This is a genomic window from Streptomyces glaucus, from assembly GCF_039533365.1.
GTDB classification, from domain to species: Bacteria; Actinomycetota; Actinomycetes; order Streptomycetales; family Streptomycetaceae; genus Streptomyces; species Streptomyces glaucus.
The window spans coordinates 132499-147907 of the sequence record NZ_BAAATK010000007.1 but is presented as its reverse complement, the minus strand read 5'-3'; the positions used below and the strand labels follow the sequence as shown (position 1 = coordinate 147907).

At 73.3% G+C, this 15409-nt stretch carries 9 protein-coding genes; 6 read left to right on the top strand and 3 right to left on the bottom strand.

Going from position 1 to position 15409, the window contains the following annotated elements; translation table 11 throughout:
- Positions 1-55 precede the first annotated feature (55 nt).
- Both gltB and ABD363_RS07880 read left to right on the top strand, forming a co-directional pair.
- Positions 56-4648: a glutamate synthase large subunit gene (gene gltB, locus ABD363_RS07885; protein WP_344601158.1), complete on the top strand. Its 4593-nt coding sequence runs from the start codon at positions 56-58 to the stop codon at positions 4646-4648.
- Positions 4641-6104 carry a glutamate synthase subunit beta gene (locus ABD363_RS07880; RefSeq protein ID WP_344601037.1) on the top strand — a complete coding sequence of 488 codons (1464 nt, stop codon included), beginning with the start codon at positions 4641-4643 and terminating at the stop codon, positions 6102-6104. Before gltB ends, ABD363_RS07880 begins: the two co-directional genes overlap by 8 nt.
- Positions 6105-6212: 108 nt before the next feature.
- On the opposite strand, the gene ABD363_RS07875 is transcribed toward ABD363_RS07880, so the two are convergent.
- The 3 genes from ABD363_RS07875 to ABD363_RS07865 all read right to left on the bottom strand — a co-directional run bounded on the left by ABD363_RS07875 (position 6213) and on the right by ABD363_RS07865 (position 9137).
- Positions 6213-7118 carry a chitosanase gene (locus tag ABD363_RS07875; RefSeq protein WP_344601035.1) on the bottom strand — a complete coding sequence of 302 codons (906 nt, stop codon included), beginning with the start codon at positions 7116-7118 and terminating at the stop codon, positions 6213-6215.
- A gap of 432 nt (positions 7119-7550) precedes the next feature.
- Complete coding sequence (locus ABD363_RS07870; protein ID WP_344601033.1) at positions 7551-8192, bottom strand: SIMPL domain-containing protein; 642 nt, start codon at positions 8190-8192, stop codon at positions 7551-7553.
- A gap of 48 nt (positions 8193-8240) precedes the next feature.
- Positions 8241-9137, bottom strand: a complete 897-nt coding sequence (locus ABD363_RS07865) for a hypothetical protein (protein ID WP_344601031.1) — start codon at positions 9135-9137, stop codon at positions 8241-8243.
- 157 nt (positions 9138-9294) lie between these two features.
- On the opposite strand from ABD363_RS07865, the gene ABD363_RS07860 reads away from it, so the two are divergent.
- The 4 genes from ABD363_RS07860 (at position 9295) to ABD363_RS07845 (ending at position 15339) form a co-directional block, all read left to right on the top strand.
- Positions 9295-9648, top strand: a complete 354-nt coding sequence (locus tag ABD363_RS07860; protein WP_344601029.1) for a chorismate mutase — start codon at positions 9295-9297, stop codon at positions 9646-9648.
- A gap of 164 nt (positions 9649-9812) precedes the next feature.
- Entirely contained in the window at positions 9813-12362 is a 2550-nt protein-coding gene (gene pepN, locus ABD363_RS07855) for an aminopeptidase N (protein WP_344601156.1), read from the top strand.
- A 188-nt stretch (positions 12363-12550) separates the two neighbouring features.
- A complete protein-coding gene (locus ABD363_RS07850; RefSeq protein WP_344601027.1) occupies positions 12551-13942 on the top strand; it encodes a pyridoxal phosphate-dependent decarboxylase family protein in 1392 nt (463 codons plus the stop codon).
- Positions 13939-15339 carry a lysine N(6)-hydroxylase/L-ornithine N(5)-oxygenase family protein gene (locus ABD363_RS07845; RefSeq protein ID WP_344601025.1) on the top strand — a complete coding sequence of 467 codons (1401 nt, stop codon included), beginning with the start codon at positions 13939-13941 and terminating at the stop codon, positions 15337-15339. Before ABD363_RS07850 ends, ABD363_RS07845 begins: the two co-directional genes overlap by 4 nt.
- Positions 15340-15409 lie beyond the last annotated feature (70 nt).

Genomic DNA, 15409 nt, shown 5'->3' with positions numbered 1-15409 from the left:
CCCCACACGCCCGGGAGGCAGCACCACCAGCCACATGACGACGACGGGAGAGCCGATGCGTACGCCGCGCCAGCCGTCCCAGCACTCCGCGAACGGCCAGAACTGGTCGTTCATGGATGCTCGCCCTGCTGCGCAGGGTATGTACGACCCCCGCAACGAGCACGACGCCTGCGGCGTCGGCTTCGTCGCCACCCTCACCGGCGAGGCGTCCCACACCCTGGTCGAGCAGGCACTGACCGTGCTGCGCAACCTGGAGCACCGGGGCGCCACCGGCTCCGAGCCCGACTCGGGCGACGGCGCGGGCATCCTGTCGCAGGTGCCGGACGCCTTCTTCCGCGAGGTGGCCGGATTCGACCTGCCCGAGGCCGGCGCCTACGCGGTCGGCATCGCCTTCCTGCCGGGGGACGCCACCGCCGACGCCGTCGCGCGGATCGACGCCATCGCCGCGGACGAGGGCCTGACCGTCCTCGGCTGGCGCGAGGTGCCGGTCGCCCCCGACCTGCTGGGCGCCACCGCCCGGTCGACGATGCCCGTCTTCCGCCAGATCTTCGTGACCGACGGCGCCTCGACGGGCCTCGACCTCGACCGCAAGGCCTTCGTGCTGCGCAAGCGCGCCGAGCGCGAGGCGGGCGTCTACTTCCCGTCGCTGTCGGCCCGCACCCTCGTCTACAAGGGCATGCTGACCACCGGCCAGCTGGAGCCCTTCTTCCCGGACCTGTCCGACCGCCGGTTCGCCTCCGCGATCGCGCTCGTGCACTCCCGGTTCTCCACGAACACCTTCCCCTCGTGGCCGCTCGCACACCCCTACCGGTTCGTCGCGCACAACGGCGAGATCAACACCGTCAAGGGCAACCGCAACTGGATGCGCGCCCGCGAGTCCCAGCTCGTCTCCGACCTGTTCGGCGACAAGGACCTCGAGCGGATCTTCCCGGTGTGCACCCCGGACGCCTCCGACTCGGCCTCCTTCGACGAGGTGCTGGAGCTGCTGCACCTGGGCGGGCGTTCGCTGCCGCACTCCGTGCTGATGATGATCCCGGAGGCGTGGGAGAACCACACCTCCATGGACCCGGCCCGGCGCGCCTTCTACCAGTACCACTCCACGATGATGGAGCCCTGGGACGGCCCCGCCTGCGTCTGCTTCACCGACGGCACCCAGGTCGGCGCCGTTCTCGACCGCAACGGCCTGCGCCCCGGCCGCTACTGGGTCACCGACGACGGCCTCGTCGTCCTCGGCTCCGAGGTCGGCGTCCTCGACATCGACCCCGCCAAGGTCGTCCGCAAGGGCCGCCTGCAGCCGGGCCGCATGTTCCTCGTCGACACCGCCGAGCACCGCATCATCGAGGACGACGAGATCAAGGCGCAGCTCGCCGCCGAGCACCCCTACCAGGAGTGGCTGGAGGCCGGCGAGATCGAGCTGGGCGACCTGCCCGAGCGCGAGCACATCGTGCACACCCACGCCTCGGTCACCCGCCGCCAGCAGACCTTCGGCTACACCGAGGAGGAGCTGCGCGTCATCCTCGCGCCGATGGCCAAGACCGGCGCCGAGCCGATCGGCTCGATGGGCACCGACTCGCCGATCGCCGCGCTCAGCGAGCGCCCGCGGCTGCTGTTCGACTACTTCACCCAGCTGTTCGCGCAGGTCACCAACCCGCCGCTGGACGCCATCCGCGAGGAGCTGGTCACCTCCCTGCGCTCCTCCCTCGGCCCGCAGGGCAACCTCCTGGAGCCGACCGCGGCCTCCTGCCGCAGCGTCGTCCTGCCCTTCCCGGTGATCGACAACGACGAGCTGGCCAAGCTCATCCACATCAACGCCGACGGCGACATGCCCGGCTTCAAGGCCGCCACCCTGTCCGGCCTGTACCGGGTGCACGGCGGCGGCGAGGCGCTGGCCGCGCGCATCGAGGAGATCTGCGCCGAGGCCGACGCCGCCATCGCCAACGGCGCCCGCCTGATCGTCCTGTCCGACCGCCACTCGGACGCCGAGCACGCGCCGATCCCGTCGCTGCTGCTCACCGCGGCCGTCCACCACCACCTCATCCGCACCAGGCAGCGCACCCAGGTGGGCCTGCTGGTGGAGGCCGGCGACGTCCGCGAGGTCCACCACGTCGCCCTGCTCATCGGCTACGGCGCCGCCGCCGTCAACCCGTACCTGGCGATGGAGTCCGTCGAGGACCTGGTCCGCGCGGGCACCTTCCTGCCCGGCGTCGAGCCCGAGAAGGCCATCCGCAACCTGATCCACGCGCTCGGCAAGGGCGTGCTGAAGGTCATGTCCAAGATGGGCATCTCCACCGTCGCCTCCTACCGCGGCGCCCAGGTCTTCGAGGCCGTCGGCCTGGACGAGGCCTTCGTCGAGAAGTACTTCAACGGCACCGCCACCAAGATCGGCGGCGTCGGCATCGACGTCATCGCCGAGGAGGTCGCCGCCCGCCACGCCAAGGCCTACCCGGCCTCCGGCATCGCCCCGGCGCACCGCGCGCTGGAGATCGGCGGCGAGTACCAGTGGCGCCGCGAGGGCGAGCCGCACCTGTTCGACCCGGAGACGGTCTTCCGCCTCCAGCACTCCACGCGCACCGGCCGCTACGACATCTTCAAGAAGTACACCGAGCGCGTGAACGAGCAGTCCGAGCGTCTGATGACGCTGCGCGGCCTGTTCGGCTTCAAGTCCGACCGCAAGCCCATCCCGGTCGAGGAGGTCGAGCCGGTCAGCGAGATCGTCAAGCGGTTCTCCACCGGCGCCATGTCGTACGGCTCCATCTCCCAGGAGGCGCACGAGACCCTCGCCATCGCCATGAACCAGCTGGGCGGCAAGTCCAACACCGGTGAGGGCGGCGAGGACCCCGAGCGCCTGTACGACCCGGCGCGCCGCTCCGCCATCAAGCAGGTCGCCTCCGGCCGCTTCGGCGTCACGAGCGAGTACCTCGTCAACTCCGACGACATCCAGATCAAGATGGCCCAGGGCGCCAAGCCCGGCGAGGGCGGCCAGCTGCCCGGCCACAAGGTGTACCCGTGGGTGGCCAGGACCCGGCACTCGACGCCCGGCGTCGGCCTCATCTCGCCGCCGCCGCACCACGACATCTACTCCATCGAGGACCTGGCCCAGCTGATCCACGACCTGAAGAACGCCAACCCCCAGGCGCGGATCCACGTCAAGCTGGTCTCCGAGGTCGGCGTCGGCACGGTCGCCGCGGGCGTGTCCAAGGCGCACGCGGACGTGGTGCTCATCTCCGGCCACGACGGCGGCACCGGCGCCTCCCCGCTGACCTCGCTCAAGCACGCCGGCGGCCCCTGGGAGCTCGGCCTGGCCGAGACCCAGCAGACCCTGCTGCTCAACGGCCTGCGCGACCGGATCGTGGTGCAGACCGACGGCCAGCTCAAGACCGGCCGGGACGTGGTCATCGCCGCGCTGCTCGGCGCCGAGGAGTTCGGCTTCGCCACCGCCCCGCTGGTCGTCTCCGGCTGCGTCATGATGCGCGTGTGCCACCTGGACACCTGTCCGGTCGGCATCGCCACGCAGAACCCGGTGCTGCGCGAGCGGTTCTCCGGCAAGGCCGAGTTCGTCGTCAACTTCTTCCGGTTCATCGCCGAGGAGGTCCGCGAGCTGCTGGCCGAGCTGGGCTTCCGCTCCATCGAGGAGGCCGTCGGCCACGCCGAGGTCCTCGACGTCACCCGCGCCGTGAACCACTGGAAGGCGCAGGGCCTGGACCTGGAGCCGCTGTTCCACGTGCCCGAGCTGCCCGAGGGCGCGGCGCGCCACCGGATCGTCGCCCAGGACCACGGCCTGGAGAAGGCGCTCGACAACGAGCTGATCCGGCTCGCCGCCGATGCCCTGGCCGCGAACTCCGCCACCGAGGCCCAGCCGGTGCGCGCCCGGGTCGCGATCCGCAACATCAACCGCACGGTCGGCACCATGCTCGGCCACGAGGTGACGAAGAAGTTCGGCGGCGCGGGCCTGCCCGACGACACCATCGACATCACCTTCACCGGCTCCGCCGGCCAGTCCTTCGGTGCCTTCGTCCCGCGCGGTGTCACGCTGCGCCTGGAGGGCGACGCCAACGACTACGTCGGCAAGGGCCTCTCCGGCGGCCGGATCATCGTCCGCCCGGACCGGGCCGCCGACCACCTCGCCGAGTACAGCGTCATCGCGGGCAACACCCTCGCCTACGGCGCCACCAGCGGCGAGATGTTCCTGCGCGGCAGGGTCGGCGAGCGCTTCTGCGTCCGCAACTCCGGCGCGCTGGTCGTCTCCGAGGGCGTGGGCGACCACGGCTGCGAGTACATGACCGGCGGCCACGCGGTGGTCCTCGGCGAGACGGGCCGCAACTTCGCGGCCGGCATGTCCGGCGGCGTCGCGTACGTCATCGACCTGGACCGCGCCAACGTCAACGCCGGCAACCTGGACGCGATCGAGGCGCTCGACGACACCGACCGGCAGTGGCTGCACGACGTCGTCCGCCGGCACCACGAGGAGACCGGCTCGACCGTCGCCGGGAAGCTGCTCGCCGAGTGGGACAGCGCCGTGGAGCGCTTCAGCAAGATCATCCCCAGTACGTACAAGGCAGTGCTCGCCGCCAAGGACGCCGCCGAGCGAGCCGGTCTCTCCGAGTCCGAGACCCACGAGAAGATGATGGAGGCGGCGATCAATGGCTGATCCGAAGGGCTTTTTGAACCACGGCCGCGAGGTCGCCAGGACCCGCCCCGTCGAGGAGCGCGTCAAGGACTGGAACGAGGTCTACGTCCCCGGCTCGCTGCTGCCGATCATCAGCAAGCAGGCCAGCCGGTGCATGGACTGCGGCATCCCGTTCTGCCACAACGGCTGTCCGCTGGGGAACCTGATCCCCGAGTGGAACGACTTCGCCTACCGCGAGGACTGGGCCGCCGCCTCCGAGCGCCTGCACGCGACGAACAACTTCCCGGAGTTCACCGGGCGGCTGTGCCCGGCGCCGTGCGAGTCGGCGTGCGTGCTCGGCATCAACCAGCCGCCGGTCACCATCAAGAACGTCGAGGTCTCCATCATCGACAAGGCGTGGGAGACCGGGGACGTCGCCCCGCGCATCCCCGAGCGCCTGTCCGGCAAGACCGTCGCCGTCGTCGGCTCGGGCCCGGCGGGCCTGGCCGCCGCCCAGCAGCTGACCCGGGCGGGCCACACGGTCGCGGTGTACGAGCGCGCGGACCGCATCGGCGGCCTGCTGCGCTACGGCATCCCCGAGTTCAAGATGGAGAAGCGGCACATCAACCGCCGCATCGAGCAGATGCGCGCGGAGGGCACCCGCTTCCGCACCGGCGTCGAGATCGGCCGCGACCTGAAGGCGACCGACCTGAAGAAGCGGTACGACGCGGTCGTGCTCGCCGTCGGCGCCACCACCCCGCGCGACCTGCCGGTCCCCGGCCGCGAGCTCAAGGGCATCCACCAGGCGATGGAGTACCTGCCGCTGGCCAACAAGGTCCAGGAGGGCGACTACGTCACCTCCCCGATCTCGGCCGAGGGCAAGCACGTCGTGGTGATCGGCGGCGGCGACACCGGCGCGGACTGCGTGGGCACCGCCCACCGCCAGGGCGCGGCCTCCGTGACGCAGCTGGAGATCATGCCCCGCCCGGGCGAGGAGCGGGACCCGGTCTCCCAGCCCTGGCCGACCTTCCCGATGCTGTACAAGGTCACCAGCGCCCACGAGGAGGGCGGCGAGCGGATCTACTCCGTCTCCACGACCCACTTCGAGGGCGACGAGGACGGCAACGTGCAGTGGCTGCACATGACCGAGGTCGAGTTCGTCGACGGCAAGCTCACGCCCAAGCCGGGCACCGAGCGCAAGATCCCGGCCCAGCTGGTCACCCTCGCCATGGGCTTCACCGGCACCGACCGGGTCAACGGCCTGGTGGAGCAGTTCGGCCTGGAGCTCGACGCGCGCGGCAACATCGCCCGCGACGCCGACTTCCAGACCAACGTGCCGGGCGTCTTCGTCGCCGGCGACGCCGGCCGCGGCCAGTCGCTCATCGTGTGGGCGATCGCGGAGGGCCGCTCGGCGGCCCGCGGCGTGGACCGCTACCTCACGGGCGCCAGCGACCTCCCGGCGCCGATCCGCCCGACCGACCGCGCGCTGACGGTCTGAGCGACCGCACCGGACGTCCCGTACAACGGCGTACGGAACACCGACGGCGCCTGCCCCCTTGTCCCCGACCGGACGACCGGGCAGGCGCCGTCACCTTTTCCCGCCCCGCTACGGCACCCGGTACGCCTCCCCGTACACCGCCCACTCCAGCGGCGTCCGCAGCTCCAGGTTCCCCTGGTCCAGCCAGCGCCGCTGGGCGGTGTCGACGCGGGTGGTGTCGGTGTTCGGCCCCCTGGCCTTCATGGCCGCGCGGCGCACGTCGAGGAAGGCGTCGAGGTAGGCCTTCTCGTCGCCGCCCCGCGCGGGGGTGCCGGCCCGCTCCATCGCGCGTTCGCGCAGGCCGTAGAAGCCGTCGGGGTCGGTGTCGGGGCCGTGGAAGACCAGGGCGTCGTAGTAGACGAACTGGCCGAGCGTGCCCAGGCCGTCGAGCTTGGCGAGACGGACCGCCGGCTCGAAGTAGACCCGGTCGCGTTCCTCCTCCTGGGCCTCGCGGAAGGCGGGCACCTCGGCCTCGGCCCGCCAGGCCGCGGGGAAGCCGGGGTCCAGGCCCTCGTGGGAGTCCGTGCCGTCGACCGCGCGCAGGGCGGGCAGATAGCGGGCCAGGCCGTTGCCGGGGTGCTCCTCGGTGTAGCGCTCCACCAGGGCGAGCAGGTCGTGGGTGCCGGTGCAGAAGCCGACGATGCCCGCCGTGTAGCCCTGCCCGTCGCCCAGGTCCTCGATGTAGCCGTAGGTGCTGCGCCAGTCGAGGGTGGAGGTCTCGGCGCTCGACACGATCCGCTGGGCCAGCTCCTTCTTCGCGGGGTCGGCCAGGCCCGGCGGCAGGCCGGCGATCACCTTGTCGTCCTCGGCGCGCTCCTGCTCCGCCCGGTCCTTGGCCTCCTCCCGGGACAGCTGCGAGGAGGAGGCGGGAGGCTTCGCCGGCGCTTCGGGGGAGTCCGCGGGGGACAGGACGTAGACCCCCGCCGCGGCGACGACGGGGACGGCCGCGAAGAGCAGCAGACCGACGCGTTTCACTGGGCGACACCTCCGGTCGGTTCGGACACCTTCGCCGGCGGCACCGGCAGCGGCCCCACGCGGAGCACCGCCCGCGCCGGCCCCCGCCGGCCCCGGCGCCCGCGGCCGGAAGGGACGTGCCGCTCGCGGCGGGGGCGGCGCACGGGGCGCTCCACCGCGGGACGGCGGCGGCAGGTCGGGACGGCGGACTCGGGATCCACGGCCGGCTCCTCGGGAAGGGGGACGGTGACGGGTGCTGAGCCGGTGGGGGCGGCGGCGAACAAAATAACGAACACCTGCGGGGGGAGGGAGAGGCGGGGCGGCCGTGACGCCCCCCCGCCATCCGCGCGGTGTCCGGCGCCGGGCTGCGGGACTCGTCCGCCGGACGAGTCCCGCAGCGGCCGCCGGCCGCACGGGCCCGGGGGACCGTGCGGCCCGGCCGCGCGGGGCGCGTCAGCGGCCCAGCGCGAACCCCATCACCACCCCCGCCGACACCTCCACCATCCCCGGCGCCAGATCGCCCGCCGAGCCGCCGCCCCCGCCGCCGTGCCCGCGGCGCTGCCCGAACTCGTACGACTCGGCGTCCACGTCCTGGATGTGCACCACCGGGCCCAGCCGCACGCCCGCCGCCTCCGCGTACACCTCGGCCTTGCGGCGGGCGGCGGCCACGGCCCGGCGCCGGGCCTCGTCCCGCAGCCCCGGCTTGTCCCGCACGTCGAACTCGACGTGGTCGATGTGGTGCGCGCCCGCCTCGACGGCGTCCACGATCAGCTGCTGGAGATAGTCCAGCGCCTCGGCCTCCACGGCGTAGGAGGCCCGGCAGCGGTAACCGGCGAACGTGCGCTCACCGCCGTAACCGTCGTACTCCGAACTCAGCTTCAGCCGGGAACCCGACACCGCCGAATCCGGTATGCCGTGCCGGCGCAGCGCCTCGCGCAGCCGGGCCACCGCCGCGCCCGCCTCCCGGAAGGCCTCGTCCGGCGACGGCTTGAGCACGTCCACCGCCAGCCGCACCCGCACCAGCTGGGGCTCGACCCGCACACTGCCCGCCCCGAACACACTGAGCCCCCAGGGCTCCCTGATCGTCTCCGTCATGCGCGCATTGAAGCACCCCGGCACCCCCGGCACCCCCGTGCCGCGGTCTCACGTGTCGCACTCCAGCACCGTGCGGCACAGCGCGCACCGCGCCCGCACCCGCCCCCGCACCGGCACCCTGATCCGCTGGTGGCAGGTCGGGCAGGGGAAGCAGACCCGCAGCGGGCCGTGGCCGTCCGGGGTGAAGGAGTACGGCGCGTCCGCCCGCGGGCCCGCGGCGGGGTGCTCCTGGGCGCGGCGGCGGTCCCGGGCGTAGCGGCGGCGGCCCGCCCAGCCGGCCGCCGTCAGCGGGGGCTGCCGCTCGTCGTTCCGGGCCCGCGCCATGCCCTCGACGTACGCCGTGTACGCCTGCGGGCTGGTGAACCACACCGACGGGTCCTCCCCGAACAGCAGCGCCCGCTTCGCCAGCACGTAGCCGAACTCCTCCGGGGTGAGGTAGCCCAGCTTCTGCGAGGACACCCCGTCCTGCCGGTAGGCGTCCAGCAGCAGCCACCCCGCGCCCAGGTAGGCCGCCGCCGTGTCGGTGAGGATCTCGTTCTCCCGGACGCCGGGGAAGGACAGGCCGAGGCGGTGCAGGTACACGTGCATCACCTCGTGCGCGAGGGCCGCGCCGATGTCCCGCCGATGGGTGCGGAACCGGTCGTTCAGCTCGACGAAGTACTCCGGCCCCGCGGCGAGTTCGACGTTCGCCGCGTGCCGCATCGCACGGAAGCCGACGATCAGCCGGGCGTCCGGGAGCCGGTAGTGGCGCACCAGTTCGCGGGCCACCCGCTGCGCGCCCAGGTACAGGTCGTCGGTGTCGCAGAACGCCACGTCGGCGGGGGCCACGCTGGTGGAGAACGTCCGGACGGTGTCGTACGACAGCCGCCGGTACAGCGCGGTGACCGCGGCCCGCACCGTCTCCAGGTGCGGATAGCCGTGCTCGACCGGTCCGTCGTCCGCCACGCCTGAACCCCCAGGACGCCTGTGCCCGGTTCCCACTCTACGGGGATCCGGGAGGATTCTCCCGGCCCGGTTCCGGCCCGGTTCCGGCCGGGACCCGGGCCTCGGCCGGGCCGTCCGGCGGCGGGCGGGGAGCCGCCGCCCCGTAGGCTGAGCGCCCATGACCACCAGTGACACCGGTACCCAGGACGTCGACCCCGCCGTCCGCGCGGAGCTCGCCCGGCTGCGGGACAGCATCGACAACATCGACGCGGCCGTCGTCCACATGCTCGCCGAACGTTTCAAGTGCACCCAGCAGGTCGGCCACCTCAAGGCCAGGCACCAGCTCCCGCCCGCCGACCCGGCCCGCGAGGCCCGTCAGATCGCCCGGCTGCGCGCGCTCGCCGAGGACGCCAAGCTGGACCCGGCGTTCGCCGAGAAGTTCCTGAACTTCATCGTCGCCGAGGTGATCCGCCACCACGAACGCATCGCGGAGGAGTCCGGCAACGGCACCGCGGCGTCGGCGCCGGCCTGACCGCCGGTCCGGGAACCCGGCCGATCCGCCCGGCGGGCCACCCGCCCCGCCGCCGGCGGCCGCCCGACCCGCGCGTGCCGCCGCGACGCGGCACCGGGGGCGCAGGACCGGACATGGACCGCGTACCGATCCGCCCCTGTGCGCTGCCGACCCCATCAGGCAGCATGTGCTGCATGTCCGTACTGACGCGCGACGAAGCGCAGAACCGTGCCCAGCTCCTCGACGTCCGCCACTACACGATCGACCTCGATCTGACCCGTGGGGACGAGACCTTCGACTCCCGCACCGCCATCCGGTTCACCGTCCGCGACGGCCAGGACGCCACGGACACCTTCGTCGAGCTCAAGCCCGCCGAACTGCGCTCCGCCACCCTCGACGGACAGCCCCTCGACCCGCGGACCCTGGACGGGAACCGGCTGCCGCTGAAGAACCTCGCCCCGGGCGAGCACGAACTGCGCGTCGACGCCGCCATGCGCTACTCCCGCACCGGCGAGGGCATGCACCGCTTCACCGACCCCACCGACGGCGAGACCTACGTCTACACCCAGCTGTTCCTGGACGACGTCCAGCGCGTCTACGCCGCCTTCGACCAGCCCGACCTCAAGGCCGTCTTCGACCTCACCGTCAAGGCCCCCGAAGGCTGGACCGTCCTCGCCAACAGCGTCACCGAGCACACCGGCGGCGTGTGGAAGGCGGCCCCCACCCCGCCGATCTCCACCTACCTCGTCGCCGTCGCCGCCGGCCCCTGGCACTCGGTGCGCACCGAACACCGCGGCCTGCCCTTCGGCATCCACTGCCGCCGCTCGCTGGCCCCCTTCCTGGAGGCGGACGCCGACGAGATCCTCGGCGTCACCCGCGCCTGCTTCGACCGCTACCACGAGAAGTTCGCCGAACCCTACCCCTTCGACTCCTACGACCAGGCGTTCGTCCCCGAGTTCAACGCCGGCGCCATGGAGAACCCCGGCCTGGTCACCTTCCGCGACGAGTTCGTCTACCGCTCCGCCGTCACCGACACCGAACGGCAGACCCGCGCCATGGTCATCGCCCACGAGATGGCCCACATGTGGTTCGGCGACCTCGTCACCCTCAAGTGGTGGGACGACATCTGGCTCAACGAGTCCTTCGCCGAGTACATGGGCTACCAGACCACCGCCGAGGCCACCCGCTTCACCGACACCTGGACCGACTTCGGCATCACCCGCAAGTCCTGGGGCTACGACGCCGACCAGCGCCCCTCCACCCACCCCGTCGCCCCCGAGGCCGTCCCCGACACCGCCTCCGCACTGCTCAACTTCGACGGCATCTCCTACGCCAAGGGCGCCTCCGCCCTGCGCCAGCTCGTCGCCTGGCTCGGCGAGAAGGACTTCCTCGCCGGCATCAACACCCACTTCGCCCGGCACCGCTTCGGCAACGCCACCCTCGCCGACTTCATCGACTCCCTCGTCGCCGCCACCGACCGCGACGTCCACGCCTGGGCCGACGCCTGGCTGCGCACCACCGGCGTCGACACCCTCGTCCCCGAACTCCGCGCCCAGGACGGGAACTGGCACCTCGCCGTCCGGCACCGGGGCAGCCCCGCGACCCCGCCCGGACCGGCCGGGAACCACGACGCCCGCACCCGCCCGCACCGCATCACCGTCGGCCTGTACGACCACGACCTGCACGACGCGCGCCGCCTGACCCCGCGCGACCGCCTGGAGACGGACGTCCCCGCCGACGGCGACACCACCCTCGGCGCCGCCGGCCCCCGCCCCGCACTCGTCGTCCTCAACGACGGCGACCTCACCTACGCCAAGATCCGCTTCGACGACACCTCCTTCAGGACCGTCCGCGCCGCCCTCTCCGGCCTGCCCGACCCGCTCACCCGCGCCGTCGTCTGGAACGCCCTGCGCGACGCCGTCCGCGACGGCGAACTGCCGCCCACCGCCTACCTGGAGACCGCCCGCGCCCACCTGCCGCACGAGACCGACCTCGCCGTCGTCCAGGGCGTCCTCTCCTTCGCCGCCACCCGGATCGCCGACCGCTACGCCCGCCCCGACCAGCGGCCCGCCGCCCTGGCCACCCTCACCGACCTGTGCCGCGACCTCATCCGCCGCACCGAGGACGGCGACCACCCCGGACTGCGCCTGATCGCCGTACGCCACTTCATCGACGCCGCCGCCCACCCCCACGCCATCGCCGCCTGGCTCGCCGAGGGCACCGTGCCCGGCGGCCCCGAACTCGACCCCGAACTGCGCTGGCGCATCCTCACCCGCCTCGCCGTCCTCGGCGCCGTCGACGAGGCCGCCATCGCCGCCGAGCTGGAGAACGACCCGAGCGCCACCGGACAGGAGGGCGCCGCCCGCTGCCGGGCCGCCCTGCCCGACGCCGACGCCAAGGCGGCGGCCTGGCAGGCGATGTTCACCCGCGACGACCTGTCCAACTACCTCTTCACCGCCACCGCCCAGGGCTTCTGGCAGCCCGAACAGGCCGACCTGGTACGGCCGTACGTGCCGCGCTTCTACCAGGACGCGGTCGCCCTCGCCGCCCGCCGCGGCCCCGCCATCGCCGAGGCCGCCGGCCAGTACGCCTTCCCCGCCCACGCCGTCGACCCCGACACCCTGCGCCTGGGCGAGGAATGCCTGCGCGACGCCGACCCCACCCCCGCCCTGCGCCGCAAGCTCGTCGACCAACTCGACGACCTGGCACGGGCGCTGCGGCTGCGGAAGGCGTGACACCGGTGCCGTGACGCGGGCCGGCCCACCGGGCACCGGCCCGCGCCACCGCACCCCTCCCGGCACCCGGGCAAGGCGACATACCCCCTTTCGGGTCGATCGGCGGGCTTTTCGGGCGGGACCGAACATCCCAGTACAAGCTGGAGCCCTCCCCGGCGGATCCCCCGCCCCACGCCCCGGAGGTCCCCATGCCGAGCACGGCGCCCCTCGCCTCGGGCACCCACGGCCCCGACGCCCTGCGGCCACTGCTCCACACCGTCCTCGACGCGCTGCGCACCGGCGCCCGCACCCGCGGCGGCCCCCTGCCCGCGGGCGGCCCGGACGCGGTCGCCGCACGCCTGCGGACCACCGTGGGCGACGTCCTGCCCGACCAGGGCGACCCCGACGCCCTGCGCGTCCTCGTCCACGCACTCGCCGAAGGCGCCGCCGACCCCGCGCACCCCCTGTGCACGGGCCACCTCCACTGCCCGCCCCTCGCCGCGGCCACCGCCGCCGACCTCGCCGCCTCCGCCCTCAACCCCTCCCTCGACTCCTGGGACCAGGCCCCCGCGGCCTCCGCGCTGGAAGAACTGGTGACCCGGGCGATCGCCCACGAGGTCTACCCGAACACGGCCACCGGCCCGGACCACGACACCCCCGACGCCCTCGTCACCACCGGCGGCACCGAGTCCAACCTGCTCGCCCTGCTGCTCGCCCGCCACACCCGGGGCCCGGACGTCCGCCTCGTCACCGGCGGCAACGCCCACCACTCACTGACCCGCGCCGCCTGGCTGCTCGGCCTGCCCGAACCCGTCACCGTCCCCGCCCCCACCGGCACCCTCGACCCCACCGCCCTCGACGAGACCCTGCGCACCCTGCCCGGCCCCCTGCTCGTCGCCGCCACCGCCGGCACCACCGACGCCGGACTCGTCGACCCGCTGCCCGAGATCGCCGCCCGCTGCGCCGCCCACGGCGCCCGCCTGCACATCGACGCCTCCTACGGCGGAGCACTCCTGTTCAGCGACCGCCACCGCCACCGCCTCACCGGCCTCGACACCGCCGACACCGTCACCCTCGACCTGCACAAACTCGGCTGGCAACCGGCCGCCGCCGGCCTGATCGCCGTCCGCCGCCCCACCGACCTCACCGCACTGCGCCACCACACCGACTACCTCAACGCCCACGACGACACCGACGCCGGCCTCCCCGACCTCCTCGGCCGTTCCCTGCGTACCACCCGACGCCCCGACACCCTCAAAATCGCCGTCACCCTCAAAACCCTCGGCCGCCGCGGCCTCGGCGCACTCGTCGACCAGGTCTGCGCCCACGCCACCGAGTTCGCCGCCCTCGTCCACGCCCACCCCGCCTTCCAGCTCCACGCCCCGCCCACCCTCAGCACCGTCCTGTTCCGGCCCGCCCACGCCACCGACGCCACCGTCGCCGCCCTGCGCCGACGACTCCTCACCCACGGCCACGCCGTCCTCGGCCGCGCCCGGCTCGACGGACGCCTCTGGCTCAAAGCCACCTTCCTCAACCCCACCGCACACCCCGACGACCTCACCGCCCTCCTGGACCTCGTGGAAGGACACACCCCCCGATGACCTCCACCACCCCGCACCCCGAACCCGACGCACCCCGCGACCTGGTCGGCATCGGCATCGGCCCGTTCAACCTCTCCCTGGCCGCCCTCGCCCACCCCCTCCCCGAACTCGACGCCGCCTTCTACGACCAGCGGCCCGCCTTCACCTGGCACCCCGGCCTGCTCGTCGACGGCTCCCGCCTCCAAGTCCCCTTCCTCGCCGACCTGGTCACCCTCGCCGACCCCACCAGCCCCTGGACCTTCCTCAACTACCTCAAGACCCGCGAACGCCTCTTCCCCTTCTACTTCGCCGAACGCTTCCACATCCACCGCGCCGAATACGACGCCTACTGCCGCTGGGTCGCCGAGAACCTCCCCGGACTCCACTTCGGCCACCGGGTCGACGCCGTCCGCTGGAACCCCGAACACGACCTGTTCGAAATCGACCACACCCGGCTCGACCCCGACGGACGAGCCACCGCCCACGGCTGCGCCCGCACCCGGAACGTCGTCCTCGGCATCGGCACCGAACCCCACCTGCCCGGCCCCCTCGAACCCCTCGCCGGCACACCCGGCCTCCTCGTCCTCCACGCGGCCGACTACCTCGACCACCGCGCCGCCCTCCTCACCGCCGGACACGTCACCGTCGTCGGCACCGGACAGTCCGGCGCCGAGATCTTCCTCGACCTGCTCCGCAACCGCCCCGCCGGCCACGAGGGGATCCACTGGATCGGACGCACGCCGGCCTTCGCCCCCATGGAGTACTCCAAACTCGGCCTGGAACACTTCACCCCCGACTACACCCGCTACTTCCACGCCCTCCCCGAACCCGTCCGCGACCACCTCGTCACCGCCCAGTGGCAACTCCACCGAGGCATCGACACCCACACCATCGCCGCCATCCACGACGAGCTCTACCGCCGCAGCCTGCACGGCGGCTGGCCCGACGCCGTCCTCGCCCCCGGCGTCCACGTCCGCACCGCCGGCCGCGTCGCCGCCACCAGGATCGAACTCCACCTCGAACACACCCAGCAGAACACCCGCACCCGCCTCACCACCGACGCCGTCGTCCTCGCCACCGGCTACCGCGAACGCCCCCTCGACCAGCTCCTCGCCGGACTCGAGCCCTACCTGCGCCGCGACGACCACGGACGCCCCCGCATCGACGAGCGGCACCGGCTCGCCCTCGACCCCCGCGTCACCGGCACCGTCTACGTCCAGAACGCCGAGACCCACACCCACGGCGTCGGCGCCCCCGACCTCGGCCTCGCCGCCTGGCGCAGCGCCACCATCCTCAACACCCTCACCGGCAAAGAGCCCTACCCGCTCCCCGCCCGCACCGCCTTCACCACCTTCGGCCTCCACCAGCCCCGCACCCCGCCCACCGCCCGCCTCACCCCGCTCACCGACGGACGATGACCCCCGCCGGCCGCCGACACGCCGACGGCGCCGACGCGAGAACCACGCCGGCGCCGCCGATCCGCCACCA